General features: G+C 61.8%; 18 protein-coding genes. 10 read left to right on the forward strand and 8 right to left on the reverse strand.

All coding sequences use genetic code 11. The annotated features are described in order from the left end of the window. Together RNA01_RS21005 and RNA01_RS21010 are read right to left on the reverse strand one after the other, a co-directional pair. On the reverse strand, nucleotides 1-347 hold a 347-nt coding region (locus RNA01_RS21005; protein WP_147182089.1), incomplete at its 3' end, for an acyl-CoA thioesterase. A 5-nt stretch (nucleotides 348-352) separates the two neighbouring features. Then, the gene (locus RNA01_RS21010; RefSeq protein WP_147182090.1) at nucleotides 353-1,513 is read right to left on the reverse strand and encodes an iron-containing alcohol dehydrogenase; all 1,161 of its coding nucleotides are present in this window, start codon (nucleotides 1,511-1,513) and stop codon (nucleotides 353-355) included. A gap of 276 nt (nucleotides 1,514-1,789) precedes the next feature. Here RNA01_RS21010 and RNA01_RS21015 point away from each other — a divergent pair, with 276 nt between their 5' ends. Continuing rightward, on the forward strand, nucleotides 1,790-3,013 hold the full coding sequence (locus RNA01_RS21015; RefSeq protein WP_147182091.1) for a YeeE/YedE family protein: 1,224 nt from the start codon (nucleotides 1,790-1,792) through the stop codon (nucleotides 3,011-3,013). A gap of 19 nt (nucleotides 3,014-3,032) precedes the next feature. Here RNA01_RS21015 and RNA01_RS21020 read toward each other — a convergent pair whose 3' ends face one another. After that, on the reverse strand, nucleotides 3,033-3,974 hold the full coding sequence (locus tag RNA01_RS21020; RefSeq protein ID WP_147182092.1) for a LysR family transcriptional regulator: 942 nt from the start codon (nucleotides 3,972-3,974) through the stop codon (nucleotides 3,033-3,035). A 102-nt stretch (nucleotides 3,975-4,076) separates the two neighbouring features. On the opposite strand from RNA01_RS21020, the gene RNA01_RS21025 reads away from it, so the two are divergent. Genes RNA01_RS21025 through RNA01_RS21065 form a run of 9 tightly spaced genes read left to right on the forward strand, consistent with a single transcriptional unit; the run spans nucleotide 4,077 to nucleotide 13,318 of the window. Then, a complete protein-coding gene (locus RNA01_RS21025) occupies nucleotides 4,077-5,126 on the forward strand; it encodes a class 1 fructose-bisphosphatase (RefSeq protein WP_147182093.1) in 1,050 nt (349 codons plus the stop codon). 10 nt (nucleotides 5,127-5,136) lie between these two features. After that, a complete protein-coding gene (locus RNA01_RS21030; protein WP_147182094.1) occupies nucleotides 5,137-6,006 on the forward strand; it encodes a phosphoribulokinase in 870 nt (289 codons plus the stop codon). Between the two features lie 11 nt (nucleotides 6,007-6,017). After that, entirely contained in the window at nucleotides 6,018-8,045 is a 2,028-nt protein-coding gene (gene tkt / locus RNA01_RS21035) for a transketolase (protein WP_147182095.1), read from the forward strand. A 49-nt stretch (nucleotides 8,046-8,094) separates the two neighbouring features. Next, nucleotides 8,095-9,174 (forward strand): class II fructose-bisphosphate aldolase, encoded by a 1,080-nt coding sequence (fba, locus tag RNA01_RS21040; RefSeq protein ID WP_147182096.1) that lies wholly within the window; start codon nucleotides 8,095-8,097, stop codon nucleotides 9,172-9,174. Nucleotides 9,175-9,204: 30 nt separating this feature from the next. Further along, nucleotides 9,205-10,665 carry a form I ribulose bisphosphate carboxylase large subunit gene (locus tag RNA01_RS21045; RefSeq protein ID WP_147182097.1) on the forward strand — a complete coding sequence of 487 codons (1,461 nt, stop codon included), beginning with the start codon at nucleotides 9,205-9,207 and terminating at the stop codon, nucleotides 10,663-10,665. 26 nt (nucleotides 10,666-10,691) lie between these two features. Further along, entirely contained in the window at nucleotides 10,692-11,081 is a 390-nt protein-coding gene (locus tag RNA01_RS21050) for a ribulose bisphosphate carboxylase small subunit (RefSeq protein WP_147182098.1), read from the forward strand. Between the two features lie 14 nt (nucleotides 11,082-11,095). Beyond that, nucleotides 11,096-12,019, forward strand: a complete 924-nt coding sequence (gene cbbX, locus RNA01_RS21055; protein WP_147182099.1) for a CbbX protein — start codon at nucleotides 11,096-11,098, stop codon at nucleotides 12,017-12,019. Between the two features lie 8 nt (nucleotides 12,020-12,027). Further along, complete coding sequence (gene rpe / locus RNA01_RS21060) at nucleotides 12,028-12,723, forward strand: ribulose-phosphate 3-epimerase (RefSeq protein ID WP_147182100.1); 696 nt, start codon at nucleotides 12,028-12,030, stop codon at nucleotides 12,721-12,723. Nucleotides 12,724-12,727: 4 nt separating this feature from the next. Continuing rightward, nucleotides 12,728-13,318: a thioredoxin family protein gene (locus RNA01_RS21065; RefSeq protein WP_147182101.1), complete on the forward strand. Its 591-nt coding sequence runs from the start codon at nucleotides 12,728-12,730 to the stop codon at nucleotides 13,316-13,318. A gap of 246 nt (nucleotides 13,319-13,564) precedes the next feature. Here RNA01_RS21065 and gfa read toward each other — a convergent pair whose 3' ends face one another. From gfa to RNA01_RS21090, 5 genes are all read right to left on the reverse strand, one after another. Further along, nucleotides 13,565-14,134: an S-(hydroxymethyl)glutathione synthase gene (gene gfa, locus RNA01_RS21070; protein ID WP_147182102.1), complete on the reverse strand. Its 570-nt coding sequence runs from the start codon at nucleotides 14,132-14,134 to the stop codon at nucleotides 13,565-13,567. 137 nt (nucleotides 14,135-14,271) lie between these two features. Continuing rightward, a complete protein-coding gene (locus RNA01_RS21075; protein WP_147182103.1) occupies nucleotides 14,272-15,066 on the reverse strand; it encodes a lanthanide ABC transporter permease protein PedC in 795 nt (264 codons plus the stop codon). After that, a complete protein-coding gene (locus RNA01_RS21080) occupies nucleotides 15,063-15,791 on the reverse strand; it encodes a lanthanide ABC transporter ATP-binding protein PedB/LutE (RefSeq protein WP_147182104.1) in 729 nt (242 codons plus the stop codon). Before RNA01_RS21080 ends, RNA01_RS21075 begins: the two co-directional genes overlap by 4 nt. Beyond that, a complete protein-coding gene (locus tag RNA01_RS21085) occupies nucleotides 15,788-16,414 on the reverse strand; it encodes an ABC transporter ATP-binding protein (protein ID WP_147182105.1) in 627 nt (208 codons plus the stop codon). The genes RNA01_RS21080 and RNA01_RS21085 overlap by 4 nt, the downstream gene beginning before the upstream one ends. Next, a complete protein-coding gene (locus tag RNA01_RS21090; RefSeq protein ID WP_371864085.1) occupies nucleotides 16,411-17,103 on the reverse strand; it encodes an ABC transporter permease in 693 nt (230 codons plus the stop codon). Before RNA01_RS21090 ends, RNA01_RS21085 begins: the two co-directional genes overlap by 4 nt. Nucleotides 17,104-17,157 lie beyond the last annotated feature (54 nt).

Raw genomic sequence — 17,157 nt, forward strand, 5'->3', positions numbered from 1 at the left:
CAATGGCCCTCTGCCGCAGCGCTGAGTTCCTCATTACGGAAGAGACCGACTTCGTACCGGACCGATGATGCGCCGAGCCGCGAGACCCGGATGCCGGCATGCACCACATCGGGAAAGGCCATCTCGGAAAAATAGCGGCAACCGGTCTCGACGACGAGAAAGACCTTCTCACCACCATGGATGTCGAGCACACCGTTCTCGATCAACAGGCCATTTACCGCCGTATCGAACAGGCTGTAGTGCACGACATTGTTCATATGCCCATAGATGTCATTGTCCGCCCAGCGCGTGGTGAGTGTGCGAAACGCCCCGTAGGCGGAACGATCTGCCGCAGCTACCCTTCCCATGTCGCTCACCACGCTGCCCGATAGATCGTCAGCGCATCGGCTTCGGTCACATCACGCGGATTGTTGACCAGCAGGCGGGTCTGCCTCATCGCATCCTTCGCCATGCGCGGCAGGTCAGCCTCGCCGATCCCGACATCACGCAGACGCGTTTGAAGCCCAAGCTTCTGCGACAGTGCAGAGAGACGTTCGATGAAGGCCGCGCAGCACCCCTGCGCGCCCTGTTCCCCGGCCAGATCGGGAAAGACATCCGCGGCAATTTCGGCATAGAGCGACGCGGCCTGCGGCGCGTTGAACCGCAGAACATGCGGCAGGACGAGCGCGTTGGACAGCCCGTGCGGGATATGGAAAATCCCGCCGATCGGATAGGCCAGCGCGTGAACCGCTGCGACAGGAGAATTGGCAAAAGCCTGGCCGGCGAGCATGGAGCCGAGCAGCATGGCGCCTCGCGCGTCGCGGTTGCTACCGTCGAACACCGCCGTCTCGATATTGGCCCCAAGCAGGCGCAGCGCCTGACGCGCCAGCATCTTCGACAGCGGATTGTTGTTGGCATTCCTTGAGGCATAAGCCTCGATCGCATGAACCATGGCATCAACGCCGGTGGCTGCCGTAATCGCTGCCGGCAAACCAAGCGTCAGCTCGGGATCGAGAAGCGCAACGTCCGGCAGGAGGATCGGCGACGATACCCCGCGCTTTTCCTCGCCACCGACCGTGATGATCGACACCGGGGTAACCTCCGAGCCGGTCCCGGCTGTCGTCGGCACCAGAACGAGTGGCAGGCGCGGGCCCTTGGCATTGCCGACACCCCAGGCCGCATCAATCGCTTCGCCGGAACCGAGCAGTAGGGCGACAACCTTGGCCACGTCGAGCGAAGAACCGCCGCCGAAACCGATGACACCGGTCGCATCCATCGCGCGGCCGGCCTCCACCGCCGCCATCACCGTGGCAAGCGATGGGTCCGCCTCGACAGAATCGAAGACCGTCACGGTGAGCCCGGCTTCACCAAGCGAGCCGAGCGCGGCATCGCAAAGACCGAGCCGGCGCAGGCCTGGATCCGTCACGAACAGCGGCCGCGCGCCGCATCGCAGGACGGCCAGGGAGCCGATGTCCTTTGCGGCACCCGGCCTGAAAACGACTTGCGGCGTAGTGTTGAATTGAAATGGCTGCATGGTTCCTCCAGTCGCCCCTCCTCACGTCTGGCGCCCATGCTAGTGGACGGTCAAGCCGTTGGCCACAGGTCGCGAAAAAGGAAGCCCCATCTCAAGGCGAAATTGCGCACGCTCGATCGAACCAGCACGTTTCCCTGATGGCTTTGGTAAGCCGATCTCCAAATTGCCGCCAAGACCGAAAATACCATTCTCCTGCCAACCAGACGGAAGAACAGGCTTTCTCGCGCCGCGCGGTGACGGTGCATATCATCGCGGCCGAAACACAAGGAGTCTTCCATGTCTACAGTCGCATCTCCGTTGAGCACGCCCGAGCGGCAGCCACTGCTCGGCACCCCGGGCCTCGGCGCCCTTGCCGTCCTCGTCCTCGGGACGCTCCTGCTCGGCTACACCTATGGCACCAAGCACGGCGCGCTCTTCCTCGTCGGCGGCGGTCTCGGCATCGCGCTCTATCACGCCGCCTTTGGCTTCACCTCCGCCTGGCGCGTGTTCATCATGGACGGTCGCGGTCGTGGTCTGCGCGTACAAATGATCCTGCTTGCGCTGGCCGTCATCCTGTTCTTCCCCTTCCTGGCGAGCGGCACCTTGTTCGGCAATCCGGTCAAGGGCTTCGTCTCACCGCTTAGTGTCTCGGTGCTTGCCGGCGCCTTCATGTTCGGGATCGGCATGCAACTTGGCGGCGGTTGCGCTTCAGGAACGCTCTTCACTGCTGGCGGCGGCAATGCCCGCATGCTGATCACACTGCTGTTCTTCATAATCGGCTCGGTGGCGGCGACCATTCACTTTGACTGGTGGACGAGCTTGCCGGCACTGCCCCCCGTCTCCTTGGTTGCAAGTTTCGGGGCCGCAGGCGGCATACTCGTCTCGCTCATCCTGTTCGCCGCGATTACCGCTGCCACGGTACTGGTCGAGAAGCGCCGCCACGGGGATCTGGAAACCGCCATACCCGCGCAGCGCCAGGGCGTCTCCCGCCTGCTGCGCGGTCCCTGGCCGCTGATCACCGGTGCCATCGTGCTGGTTGTGCTCAATTTCGCGACACTGGCGCTGGCCGGTCGCCCCTGGGGCATCACCTCCGCCTTCGCGCTATGGGGCGCCAAGGGCGTGCAGCTGATCGGCATTGATCCCTCCGCCTGGGCCTATTGGCAAACCCCCGCCAATGCCAAGGCGCTTGGCGCAAGCATCTTCGCCGATGTCACCTCGATCATGGATCTCGGCATCATCGCTGGCGCCATGCTGGCCGCGGCGCTCGCCGGCAAATTCGCCCCGAGCTTAGACATCCCGTTGCGCTCAGTGCTTGCCGCCGTGATCGGTGGCCTGCTGCTCGGCTACGGCGCCCGCATCGCCTACGGCTGCAATATCGGTGCCTATTTCTCCGGCATCGCCTCCGGCAGCCTGCATGGCTGGCTCTGGGCCGTGGCCGCCTTTGCCGGCAATATTGTCGGCGTGAAACTGCGCCCCTATTTCTTCTTTGAGAAGAAAATCCTGTCGCGCGCCGACGGCTAGCCCACGGGCCGGAACGCACTCACCCAAAAGCGTTGGCGGGATAGGGCTTCGTCACCACCGGCAGGTGACGCGCCCCTTCCGCCAGCAGAAACCGCTCGAAGGCCCGCATTGCCGGATTGACCGCGCGGTCCACACGCGACACGCTGAACCACTGTCGTCGGATCGGCGTGTCGACAACATCTAGAATGACGAGACGGCCGAGCTTGACCTCCTGTTCGATGGTATGAGCGGAAAGAAACGCCACCCCCAGCCCGGCGATCACCGCCTGCTTGATGGTCTCGTTCGACCCCATCTCCGTTCCCAAATCCTCCAGTCGCCGAGGCACCTCGCTGAGGAAGATTTCCAGCGAAATCCGGGTACCGGACCCCCTTTCCCGCACCAGGAATTGCTCTTCAGCGACCCGCTCCCTCGATATGTCGAGCTTGCCCGCCAACGGATGATCGGCTGGCGCGATGAAGACCAGCGGATGATCGCCGAACACCTGCGAGCGGACATCGAAGTCGCGCGGCGGACGGCCCATTAGGGCGATGTCGACCTCGTGATCGCGCAGCTTCTGGATGATCTCCGCCCGATTGCCGATGAAGAGATTGATCTCGATCCCAGGCACTTGCTTGCGAAAAGCCGCAATGAGCTGTGGCGCAAAATACTTGCCCGTCGATACGACACCGAGCCTGAGCCGCCCGCTCCGCAAGCCTTTCATCGCATCGATCGAATCCGACAGCGTCTGAAGACTCTCCCCGATCGCATGGGCTGCTTCGAGGAAAGCGGTGCCGAAGGCGGTCAGCACCATGCCCTCCCGTGTCCGGTCGAACAGGGACACGCCCGCGTCCCGCTCCAACTGCTGGATCTGTAGAGTCAGCGCCGGCCCGGTCAGGCCCAGCTCACCGGCCGCAAGATTGATCTTGCCGAGACGACTGACGGCTTCGACGGTGCGGAGCTGGCGTAGGGTAATATTGCGCATATTAGAAACTAAATATTTCTTACTTCAATAGTCAACTTAATAAAATTTACAAACTCATAACTTCCGTCATTCTCGCCCTGACACTTGATGGGAGGAGACATCATGTCAGGCGCAACTCTCGAGGCTTACCTCGTTTCATGCATCGCCACGCGCGATGAAACGGCACGCGACATGGCCGCCGTCATCCAGCGGTTGGCAACCGCGGCCCTCGACATTCGCAAGCTGGTCGGACAAGGCGCGCTGAGTGCGCATCTTCATGGCCTCCGAGGCGGGGCGAATAGTGACGGTGACATGCAGAAGGAAATGGACGTCATCTGCGACGACCTGTTCCTGTCGTCACTGCAAGGCGCGCCGGTCACTTTCTATGCTTCGGAAGAGCTGGAGCATCCGGTCTCACTCAACCCCGAGGCCAGCCTGGCGGTTGCGATCGACCCGCTCGACGGTTCGTCGAACATCGACACGAATGTCTCGGTCGGCACGGTCTTCTCGATCCTCCCGGCGATCAAGACAGCGGACAATAATCCGATGCCGACATTCCTGCAGCCGGGTAATCGGCAAATGGCGGCTGGCTTCTTCATCTATGGACCGCAGACCGCCCTGGTCCTATCGCTCGGCAAGGGCACAGAGATCTTCGTCTTTTCAAGCCGGCTCGGCTGCTTCGTGCAGGGCTACAAGTCGGTAAGCATTCCCGAACGCGCCCATGAGTTCGCCATCAACGCCTCCAACTACCGTCATTGGGAAGAGGCGGTTCGTCTTTATGTCGACGACTGCCTGGCCGGCGCCGAAGGACCGCGCGAGCGTGACTTCAACATGCGCTGGATCGCCTCGCTGGTCGCGGACGCCTACCGTATCCTCATACGGGGCGGTATCTTCCTTTATCCGGCCGATACGCGCCGGGGCTATTCGCAAGGTCGCCTGCGCCTCGTCTACGAAGCCAATCCCATCGCCTTTCTCGTCGAGAATGCCGCGGGCGCCGCGACCAACGCGGTCAGCCGCATTCTCGACCTCGAGCCTGAGAGCCTGCACCAGCGGGTGCCGTTGGTCTTCGGCTCTCGCCGCGAGGTGGCACGCGTCACCCGCTACCATGTCGACCCGACCATGATCGGTGAGCGCGCGCCGCTGTTCGGCAAGCGCGGCCTGTTTCGCGCCTGAGGAGAAAACAATGTCAGCCAAATATCCGATCATTTCGATCACCGGTTCGTCCGGCGCCGGCACCACCACGGTCAAGGACACTTTCGAGAAGATCTTCAAGCGTGAGAATATCTCCGCGTCCTTCATCGAGGGAGATGCCTTCCACCGCTACGATCGCGAGGCGATGAAGAAAAAGATCGCCGACGAAAAGGCCAAGGGCAACGACTTCACCCACTTTGCCGCAGACGCCAACGAACTGGAAATTCTGGAAAACGTCTTCTCCGAGTATGGGCGACGCGGTGTCGGCCGCACCCGGCACTACATCCACGACGACGCGGAGGCCGCCAAATACGGCGCTGCCCCGGGCACTTTCACCGAGTGGGAGGAGTTCAAGGGGAGCGACCTTCTGTTCTACGAAGGACTGCACGGCTGCGCTGTCACGAACGAACTTAATCTTGCCCAGCACTGCGATCTGAAGATCGGCGTCGTGCCGGTTATCAATCTCGAATGGATCCAGAAGATCCACCGTGACAAGGCGACCCGTGGCTACTCCACGGAGGCGGTGACCGACACGATCCTTCGCCGCATGCCGGACTACGTCCACTACATCTGCCCGCAATTCTCGCAGACCGACATCAACTTCCAGCGCGTGCCGATCGTCGACACTTCAAACCCTTTCGTCGCCCGCTGGATCCCGACACCGGCGGAATCGATCCTGGTGATCCGCTTCGCCAACCCGCGTGGCATCGACTTCCCTTACCTGCTGTCGATGCTGAAGGAGAGCTTTATGTCGCGCGCCAATTCGATCGTCGTTCCCGGCGACAAGCTCGATCTCGCCATGCAGCTGATCTTCACACCGCTGATTCACAAGCTGCTCGAACGTAAGCATCGCATGTCGTGAGGAGGACACCCATGAACATTTCGCAAAAAATCGAGACGAGTGTCACAGTATCCGAGCAGGACATGGCAAATGCCATTCGCTTTCTCGCCATGGATGCCGTGCAGAAGGCCAATTCCGGCCATCCAGGCATGCCGATGGGCATGGCGGACGCCGTCAGCGTCCTTTTCAACCGTTTCGTCAAGATAGATCCATCCATGCCGTATTGGCCGGATCGAGACCGTTTTGTCCTGTCCGCCGGCCATGGATCGATGTTGCTCTACGCGATCCATCACCTGATCGGCTTCACCGACATGCCGATGTCCGAACTTGCCGCCTTCCGCCAGATGGGATCGAAGACCGCTGGCCATCCCGAGTACGGCCATGCGCTCGGCGTCGAGACAACGACCGGCCCGCTCGGCCAGGGTATCGCCACGGCCGTCGGCATGGCGATCGCCGAACAGATGATGGCCGCCCGTTTTGGTTCGTCGCTTTGCGATCACTTCACCTACGTGGTCGCCGGCGACGGCTGCCTCCAGGAGGGCATCAGCCACGAGGCGATCGATCTGGCAGGGCATTTGAAGCTACGCAAGATGATCGTGCTATGGGACGACAACCACATCTCGATCGACGGCGCGACCAAGCTCTCCACTTCGATGAACCAGCTCGCCCGCTTTCGCGCTGCCGGATGGGATGCGCAAGCCGTTGACGGCCATGATCCAGACGCGGTCGCCAAGGCCATCGACCGCGCCCGCAAGAGCCGCAAGCCGTCGCTGATCGCCTGCCGGACGAAGATCGGCAAGGGCGCCGCCAGCATGGAAGGTTCGCACAAGACCCACGGCGCGGCCCTCGGCGACAAGGAGATCGCAGCGACCCGCGAGAAACTTGGCTGGCCCCACCCGCCCTTCTTCGTGCCGGAAGAAATCAAATCAGCCTGGGAAAACGTGGCGCTCAGAGGGCAGGCAGTGCGCAAGGCCTGGGAGCTTCGCCGCGACACTTCGCGTTCGCGCAAACGCTACGAACAGACGATCGGCCGCGAACAGGGTGCCGATGTTGCCCGGCGGCTGGCCAAATTCCGCGCAGAGCACCGCGCCAAGGCAACCAAGGTCGCAACCCGTCAGGCCTCACAGATGGCGCTTGAGGTGATCAACGATGCGACCACGCTCACCATCGGCGGCTCGGCCGACCTCACCGGCTCGAACCTGACCATGACATCCCAAACCGCGCCGATCACCGCCGGCAACTTCAAGGGCCGCTACCTGCATTACGGCATCCGCGAGCACGGCATGGCGGCGGCCATGAATGGCATCGCGCTGCACGGCGGTTTCATTCCCTATGGCGGCACTTTCCTGGTGTTCTCCGACTATGCACGAGGCGCGATCAGGCTATCGGCGCTGATGGGACTGCCGGTCGTCTACGTGCTCACGCATGATTCCATTGGGCTTGGCGAAGATGGCCCGACCCACCAGCCGGTCGAACACCTCGCCATGCTGCGCGCCACGCCGAACCTCAACGTCTTCCGCCCGGCCGACATCATCGAGACGGCCGAATGCTGGGAAATCGCGCTCACCGAAAAAGCGACCCCAAGCGTGCTGGCATTGTCCCGTCAGGCTCTGCCGATGCTACGCACGGCTCAAGGCGAGGAAAACCTTTCGATACGTGGCGCTTACGTTTTGCGCGAGACCAAGGGCCCGCGCGACGTGACCCTGCTCGCCACAGGCTCGGAAGTCGAGATCGCGATCGCCGCCGCCGACACACTGCGCAGAGAAAAGGGCATCGAGGCGGCCGTGGTCTCCATGCCGTGCTGGGAGAAATTCGAGGCCCAGGACGAAACCTACCGGGAGCAGACGCTCGGCAGCGCGCCGCGTATCGCCATTGAAGCCGCCGGCCGTCTAGGCTGGGATCGCTGGATGGGTGCGCGTGGCAGTTTCATCGGCATGCGGGGCTTCGGTGCCTCGGCACCCGCCGGCGAGCTCTACAAGCATTTCGGCATTACCGCCGAACATGCCGCTGCCGAAGCGCTGCGGCTCATCGGCCATGACACAGGAGGGCGCCGCCGATGACGGTGCAGCAGACCAGATCCATCACCCCACTTCGAGAGGAGGCCTGACCATGGCCCGCATCACGCTTCGTCAACTGCTCGACCACGCCGCCGAACGCGGCTACGGCGTGCCCGCCTTCAACATCAACAATATGGAGCAGGGTCTCGCCATCATGGAGGCGGCCAAAGCCTGCGATGCGCCAGTCATCCTGCAAGCCTCGCGCGGCGCCCGCTCTTACGCCAACGACATCATGCTCGCCAAGATGATGGAGGCACTGGAGCTGATGTATCCTGACATTCCGCTCTGCATCCACCAGGACCATGGAGACAGGGTTTCCACCTGCCTTTCCGCGATCCAGCACGGTTTCACTTCGGTAATGATGGATGGTTCGCTGAAAGAGGACGCCAAGACGCCGGCGGACTATGCCTATAATGCCGGCATCACTGCCGAGGTCACGCGCCTTGCCCATATGGTCGGCGTCTCGGTCGAAGGTGAACTCGGCTGCCTTGGTTCATTGGAGACCGGCAAAGGCGAAGCCGAGGACGGTCACGGGTTCGACGGCGCGCTCGACCGTTCGCAATTGCTGACAGATCCGGATGAGGCGGCCCGTTTCGTCGCCGAAACCAGCGTCGACGCACTCGCCGTTGCGATCGGCACCTCGCATGGCGCCTACAAGTTTACCCGCAAGCCGACCGGCGAAGTGCTTGCCATGGATGTGATCGAAAAAATCCATCGCCGGCTGCCCGACACCCACATCGTCATGCACGGTTCTTCCTCGGTCCCCGAGGAATGGCAAGAGGTCTTCAACGCCCATGGCGGCGAGATGCGCGAGACCTATGGCGTGCCGGTCGAGGAGATCGTCCGTGGCATCCGCTTTGGCGTGCGTAAGGTCAATATCGACACCGACCTGCGCCTCGCCGCCGCCGCCGAATTCCGCCGCATCGCCGACACCCGCCGCGACGAATTCGATCCGCGCAAGTTCCTGAAGCCCGCCATGGATGCCATGGCCTCTGTCTGCAAGGCTCGCTTCGAGGCCTTCGGCACGGCGGGCAATGCGTCGCGCATCAAGGTCATCCCCATGAGCGACATGGCCAAACGCTATGCGAGCGGCAGCCTGAAACCCTCAAACGCGCGGTCTGAAGCCGCCTGAACGTCATCCGACCAAGGAAAGGACAGTGCCATGAACGCCGATGCGAAAACCGAGATCAAAGGCAAGGAACGTTACAAGGCCGGTGTGTTGAAATACGCACAGATGGGTTACTGGGACGGCCATTACGAGCCGAAGGACACCGATCTCATAGCCCTCTTCCGCATCACGCCGCAGGACGGCGTCGATCCGATCGAAGCGGCGGCCGCTGTTGCCGGCGAAAGCTCGACGGCCACCTGGACGGTGGTCTGGACCGACCGTCTGACCGCCTGCGACCAGTACCGCGCCAAGGCCTACCGGGTCGATCCGGTGCCGGGGACGCCGGGACAGTTCTTCTGCTATGTCGCCTATGATCTGATCCTGTTCGAGGAAGGCTCGATCGCCAACCTGACGGCCTCGATCATCGGCAACGTCTTCTCGTTCAAGCCGTTGAAGGCCGCACGTCTCGAAGACATGCGCTTCCCGGTCGCCTATGTGAAAACCTTCAAGGGGCCGCCAACCGGTATCGTCGTCGAGCGCGAACGCCTCGACAAGTTCGGTAAGCCCCTGCTTGGTGCCACGACCAAGCCAAAGCTCGGGCTCTCCGGCAAGAACTACGGCCGCGTCGTTTACGAAGGTTTGAAGGGCGGCCTCGACTTCATGAAGGACGACGAGAACATCAACTCGCAGCCCTTCATGCACTGGCGCGACCGCTTCCTCTACTGCATGGAAGCCGTCAATCATGCTTCCGCAGTCACTGGCGAGGTCAAGGGACACTACATCAACATCACCGCCGGCACGATGGAGGAAATGTACCGTCGCGCCGAATTCGCCAAGGAACTCGGCTCGGTCATCGTCATGGTCGACCTGATTATCGGCTGGACCGCGATCCAGTCGATCTCCGAATGGTGCCGACAGCACGACATGATCCTGCACATGCACCGTGCGGGCCATGGCACCTATACGCGCCAGAAGAACCACGGCATCTCGTTTCGCGTCATCGCCAAGTGGTTGCGCCTTGCTGGCGTGGACCACCTGCATGCCGGCACCGCCGTCGGCAAACTCGAAGGCGACCCGATGACCGTTCAGGGTTACTACAACGTCCTGCGTGAGATGAAGAACGAGGTCGACCTCCAGCGCGGCATTTTCTTCGAGCAGGATTGGGGCGACCTGAAAAAGGTCATGCCGGTCGCCTCCGGCGGTATCCATGCAGGTCAGATGCACCAGTTGCTCGATCTCTTCGGCGACGACGTGGTGCTGCAGTTCGGCGGTGGGACGATCGGTCACCCGATGGGTATCCAGGCCGGCGCAACCGCAAACCGGGTGGCTCTCGAAGCCATGGTTCTTGCCCGCAACGAGGGCCGCGACATCGCCAATGAAGGTCCGGAAATCCTGCGCGCCGCCGCCAGGTGGTGCAAGCCGCTCGAGGCCGCGCTCGATACCTGGGGCAATATCAGTTTCAACTACACGTCCACCGACACCTCGGACTTCGTGCCGACGGCGACCGTGGCCTGATCGACCGGAAAAAAGGAGACAAGACAATGCGTGTCACTCAAGGATGCTTCTCGTTCCTGCCGGACCTGACCGACGAGCAGATCACCGCCCAGATCGAATATTGCCTCGGCAAGGGCTGGGCCATTGGTGTCGAATATACCGACGACCCCCACCCCCGGAACACCTACTGGGAAATGTGGGGAAACCCGATGTTCGACCTCAAGGACGCCAAGGGCGTGATGATGGAACTGGAGGATTGCCGCAAGACCAATCCGCAAGGCTACATCCGCCTCAACGCCTTCGATTCCACCCGTGGCTTTGAGACGGTCACCATGTCCTTCATCGTCAATCGTCCGGCGAACGAGCCGGAACTCAAGATGACGCGGACGGATATTGTCGGCCGCTCGCAACACTATTCCTGGGCAACGGCGCGTTAGGAAGGACCGGAGAAATGGTGATGCCAGAAGCAGCCGGAAATGGCGAAAGCCTGCCGACATCGGTCGACCTCGCCGAGGAATACAAGGCATCTGGCGTCGCCGAGATCCTGGAGGAACTGGACAGGGAACTGATCGGCCTGAAACCGGTGAAGCGCCGCATCCGCGAAACGGCGGCACTTCTCCTTGTGGAGCGCGCCCGGCGCGCCATGGGCCTGAGCCACGAAGCGCCGTCGCTGCACATGAGCTTCACCGGCAATCCTGGCACCGGCAAGACGACAGTGGCGTTGCGCATGGCCAACCTCCTGCACCGCCTCGGCTATATCCGCAAGGGGCATCTGGTTTCGGTGACACGCGACGATCTGGTCGGTCAATATATCGGCCATACCGCCCCGAAGACCAAGGAAGTCCTCAAAAAGGCGATGGGCGGCGTGCTCTTCATCGACGAGGCCTACTATCTGTACAAGCCCGACAACGAACGCGACTACGGCCAGGAAGCCATCGAGATCCTGTTGCAGGTAATGGAGAACAACCGCGACGATCTGGTCGTGATCCTTGCCGGCTATGCCGACCGGATGGACAAGTTCTTCGAGAGCAACCCGGGCTTCCGCTCGCGCATCGCCCACCACATCGACTTTCCCGATTATGACAACGGCGAATTGCTGTCGATCGCCGAGAGCATGCTGGACCGCCAAGGCTATCATTTCGATCCCGAGGCCCGGAAACTCATGGAGGACTACATAGCCCGCCGCCGACAGCAACCGCATTTCGCCAACGCTCGCTCGATCCGCAATGCGCTCGACCGCGCGCGCCTGCGGCAAGCCAATCGCCTCTTCGAGGAATCGAAAGGACCAGTGAATGCGCAGCAACTGTCGACGATCATCGCAAGGGACATAGCCGCAAGCCGGGTCTTCGAAATGAAGACGTCAGCCACCGCTTAGGAGAGAAAATGACCGACAAGATCATCATCGCACCCTCGGTTCTTTCGGCCGATTTCTCGTGTCTCGGCGAGGAGGTCGAAGCGGTCTGCCGCGCTGGCGCCGACTGGATCCATCTCGACGTGATGGACGGACATTTCGTTCCCAATATCACCTTCGGCCCGCCGGTCATCAAGGCGATCCGCAACCGCACCGAAAAGGTGTTCGACTGCCATCTGATGATTGAGCCCGTAGACTCCTTTCTCGCCGCCTTCGCCGATGCGGGCTGCCATTACATTACCGTCCATGCCGAGGCTACGACCCATCTCGATCGCTCACTCCAGGCGATCCGCGATCTCGGCTGCAAGGCCGGCGTCTCGCTCAATCCCTCTACGCCTGAAAACGTTATCGAATACGTCCTCGACCGGCTCGACCTCGTGCTGCTGATGACGGTCAATCCCGGCTTCGGCGGTCAGGCTTTCATCCCGTCCGTCATAGACAAGGTCGCGCGGGTGAAAACGATGATCGGCGACCGGCCGATCATGATCGAGATCGACGGCGGCGTGACACCCGAAACAGCGCCGCTCGTTTCCCGAGCCGGCGCTGACGTCCTCGTCGCCGGCTCGGCGATTTTCAAGGGGGGCGCGGATCGCTATGCCGCCAATATCTCCGCGTTGCGCCATGCGGCGAATAACGCGGCCCGTCCTCCGCTTCAGAAGGAAAGGTAGCGCCATGGCCGCAACTGCACCGCTTTGTCATTTCGGCTGGAAGGCCATCGACGCCCGGCTCCCAGGAACGGAAGGACGCGCCCGGTCCATCGTTGACCTCGCCGGACCGAATGGCCTCGTCGTCGCCTTCATCTGCAATCACTGCCCTTATGTGAAGGCCGTCATCGGTCGGATCGTGCGGGATGCGATCGACCTCGAGTCGCATGGGATCGGCTTCGTCGCGATCAACTCCAACGATGCAACCACCTATCCGGAAGACAGCTTCGAAAACATGAAAAGGTTTGCCGCCGAACACGCCCTTCCGTTCCCCTATCTGCATGACGCGGACCAATGGGTCGCGCGGGCGTATGGCGCCGTCTGTACACCGGATTTCTTCGGCTTCAACGCAAGAATGGAACTGCAATATCGCGGCCGGCTCGATGCCTCGCGCAAGGAGATCGGCCCGGCCGATCTACGGCGCGACTTGTTCGAGGCGATGGTCAGGATCGCCCGGACGGGCAAGGGGCCGGAAGAGCAGCACTCCTCAATCGGCTGCTCGATCAAATGGAAGCAGGACCCGTTCTGGGGCGACACGGGAGCTGTGTCCCGCCGCTGACCCGGCCATCGGCCAATCCGGCTGGTTGAGGAAGGCAATCGCTTCGATATTGTGCCCCCCTCACCGTGACGGCAGCCGCTTCACGACAAAGCCGCCGATGCTCCTGCATCGGCGGCTTTGCCTTATTTAATTCAAGCAGTCTCCCATTGATCGACTTCACAGAATGATGGGAACCCACACCCTGTCCTCGCCCCTCTTGAAAGAAGGGCGAGCATAAGATCCTGAGAGAAAAAAGCGTGCCCCTGGCTAAGCGGCGAGAGCGCCGGTTTGCTTGGCGATATGGGTGGCGATCGCATCCATCAAAGCCGGAGACAAAGCGTCATAGGGCGGCAGGCCAAGCTCGTTGAGGCGCGCACGGATTTCACCCATCAGATCTGGGTTGACGCCGCTCTCGATCACGGACGAGACAAAGGCGGCAAATTCCGGCGGCGACCAGCCTGTCTCGTCGCTGAGTTCCGTATGGACGAAATCGAGGCCGTAGAACGGATGCTTGGTATTCTCGATCCGACCATACATGTGTGTGCCGCAATCCTTGCAAGCATAGCGCTGGATCGTGGCGCTCGGATCGACGATATGCAGCTTTTCAGCACCTGAGGTGACTTTCACCTTGTCGCGGGGAACGACGGCGATCTGGGCGAAAATCGCACCTTTCGGCTTCCAGCATTTGGTGCAGCCGCAGGCATGGTTATGAGCGGTCTGCGAGCTGATTTCAACGGTCACCGGGTTGGTCGCACACTTACATTTCAGCGTTCCCCCGGAAAAGCCGGGTTTGGCCGGTGGAAAGCCATTGTCGATGGCCGGATGCAACTTGATCATGGGTCCCTCCTCCTCAAGTTCGGACGTCTCAGGACGTCTCGATCCCCCGCAGGATCGGGGCAAACCAGGAGAACGACAACCTAGCGGAAGGTGGCGGTTTCGATGAAAACACCGGGAATACAAGGGAAAGAAAGCCGTTATCGGCCACGCGCCCGCAGCATGGCGCGGGCCGGATCATACCCCCAAACGGCGGCCAGCATGAATACGGCGAAGCATCCGCAAACCCATGCCAGCGCCTCCAGATTGAGTTCGCCATAAAGCGCGAAACGGATGAGCTCAACGGCGTGGGTGAAGGGGTTCAAGGCGCAGATGTCGCGAAGCAAAGACGAGCTTTCAGCCATCTTCCACAAAGGGTAAAGGGCCGACGACAGGAAGAACATCGGAAAGATGACGAAGTTCATTACGCCAGCGAAATTCTCGAGCTGACGAATGGTCGAGGAAATCACCAGACCGAACGCCCCGAGCATCAGACCGCTGACCAGCAGAGCCGGCAGGACCGTCAGGTAACCGAGCGGCGGCAGGTCGATACCGGTCAAGGCAGCTATGCCGAGGAACACCATGACCTGCACGATCGATACGATGACGCCAGCGAGCAATTTGGAAAAAAGCAGCCACCAGCGCGGCAGCGGCGAGGTTAGCAGCAGGCGCATCGAACCCATCTCCTGATCGTAGACCAGCGACAGCGATGACTGCATGCCATTGAACAGCTGGATCATGCCGCAAAGCCCGGGCAGGATATAGACTTCGTAGGTGATGTAGGTTTGATAGGGTGGGATAATCGACACGCCCAGCGCTGCGCGAAAACCGGCGGCGAAGACGATGAGCCAGACCAGCGGACGCACCAGAGCCGCGAGAAAGCGTCCGCGCTGTCTTACGAAGCGCAGGTTCTCGCGGGTGATGATGGCGAAGAGCGCGGTCAGCCAGGCTTTCATGCGCCGGCCTCCATGCTCTCGTCCGTCATGGCGAGAAAGGCCTTGGCCAGGCCACTTTCCCCTGCCAGTTCGCCGGCCGGGCCATCGCTCCGGACCCGCCCACGATGCAGCACCACGACCTGATCCGCCATAGCGACCTCGTCGACCAGATGGGTTGCCCACAGTACAGCAAGTCCCGTCCCGGCAAGCTCATGCACATGGTCGGTGATCGCCTGTCGCGCCGCGGCGTCAAGGCCGACGGTCGCTTCGTCGAGCAGCAGGATATCCGGCTGATGGACGAGCGCGCGGGCGATCTCCATGCGGCGCCGGTGCCCGCCGTTCAAGGACCGCACCACTTCATCGGCACGTTCGGCCATGCCGAGTTGCGCGAGGGCCCGGTCGATGGCAATGGCGGCGGAACGGCCGGACAGGCCATGCAGGCCGGCGAAATAACGCAGGTTGCGGCGCACCGTCATGTCGAGATCAAGGGTGGGTTGCTGGAACACCACACCGATCCGGGCAAGTGCCGCGCGGGGTGAACGGGCGATGTCGAAGCCGGCAACCTGGATCGCCCCTTCGTCCGCGACGATCAAACGGGTCAGCAGGGCAAAGAGTGTCGACTTGCCGGCGCCGTTCGGACCGAGCAATGCACAGAACCGGCCAGGTTCGACCTGGAAAGAGACGTCGTCAAGCGCTTTGCGCTCGCCGTAACGATAGCTGACATGGTTGATCTCGAGGCCATTCATGCGACACCCTCCGCCTGAGCGACATTCGCGTCGCCGACCACCGTCGCCGGCCGGCCCGCAAGCCGGAGGCTGCGCCGGGCAAGGCGCCTTGCTTCCGCTTCGGAATGCGTCACGAGGATCACCGCCGGACCGGTCTCGACAATCAGCCTTTCGGTCAGTTCCAGCATGTCTTCGGCGGTCTGCGGATCGAGCGAGACATAGGGCTCATCCAGGATAAGTAGTTCCGGCCGCCCGGCAAAGGCCCGCGCCAGTGCTAGGCGCCTTTGTTGGCCTAGAGACAGCTGCCCAGGAAAGAGCGCCGCCTGGTCGAGAATGCCGATCCGCTCGAGTGCTGCCCGCGCGGCTTTGTCACCAAGGGTCGGATGGACGAGCGTGAGGTTCTCCAGCACACGTCGCCACGGCAGGAGAACAGGCTCCTGGAACACCATGGCAATGCGCTGTGGGCACACGATCTGGCCTTCGAAGACGGTGTCTATCCCGGCAATCAATCGCAACAGCGTGGACTTGCCGATCCCGGAGGGGCCGAGAATGGCGACGGTCTCGCCGTCTGCGACGTCAAAACGGATGTCATGCAGGATCTCGCTCTCGCCGAATGCCTTGCGCCGAACATCGACCTTGATCATGCCGTCCTCCAGGCCCGCGCCCGACGCTCGATCGGCTGCAGGATCAGGGACTCGACCATGAGCATGACGACGATGAAGGTCAACGAATAGACCAGCACCATGGCGACATCGAACAGCTGGAAATAGAAGTGGATCTGAAACCCGACGCCACTGGAGCGGCCGAGGAATTCGACCACCAGGACGATCTTCCAGATAACCGCGATACCCGAACGGGCGGCACCGGCGATATAGGGCGCAAGCTGCGGAATGACGACATGGCGCAGCCGCGCCATGGGCGCCATGCGGTAGACCTTTGCCATCGCATCAAGATTCGGATCAAGCGCCCTGGCGCCTTCACGCAGAAGCGTGGCCACGCTTGGGATCTTGTTAAGCACCACTGCGACGACAGCCGCCGTCTCGTTCAGGCCGATCCAGAGATAACAGAGCACGATCAGAACCAGCGCCGGAAGGTTGAGAAACACCACCAGCCAGGGATCAAGCCACCGGTCGAACACCGGGTAACGCCCCATCAGGAAGCCCAGAGCCACGCCGATCGCCATGGCAGGCACGAAGGCCATCACCACGCGCCCCAGCGTCATGGCGAGATGATAGGGCAGCGCGCCGGATACCGTCGCGCGGACGAAGGGTTCTCCGAGTGTCCATGGCTGCGGCAGGATGCTCGGATCCGCCGTCAACGCCGCCGCGCCCATCCAGACCAGCAATAGCAGGCCAAGCGACAGGGTGCGAACGATCAGCGGATTTTG

Origin of the sequence: Paenirhizobium naphthalenivorans (genome assembly GCF_007992095.1) — a bacterium.
GTDB classification, from domain to species: Bacteria; Pseudomonadota; Alphaproteobacteria; order Rhizobiales; family Rhizobiaceae; genus Allorhizobium; species Allorhizobium naphthalenivorans.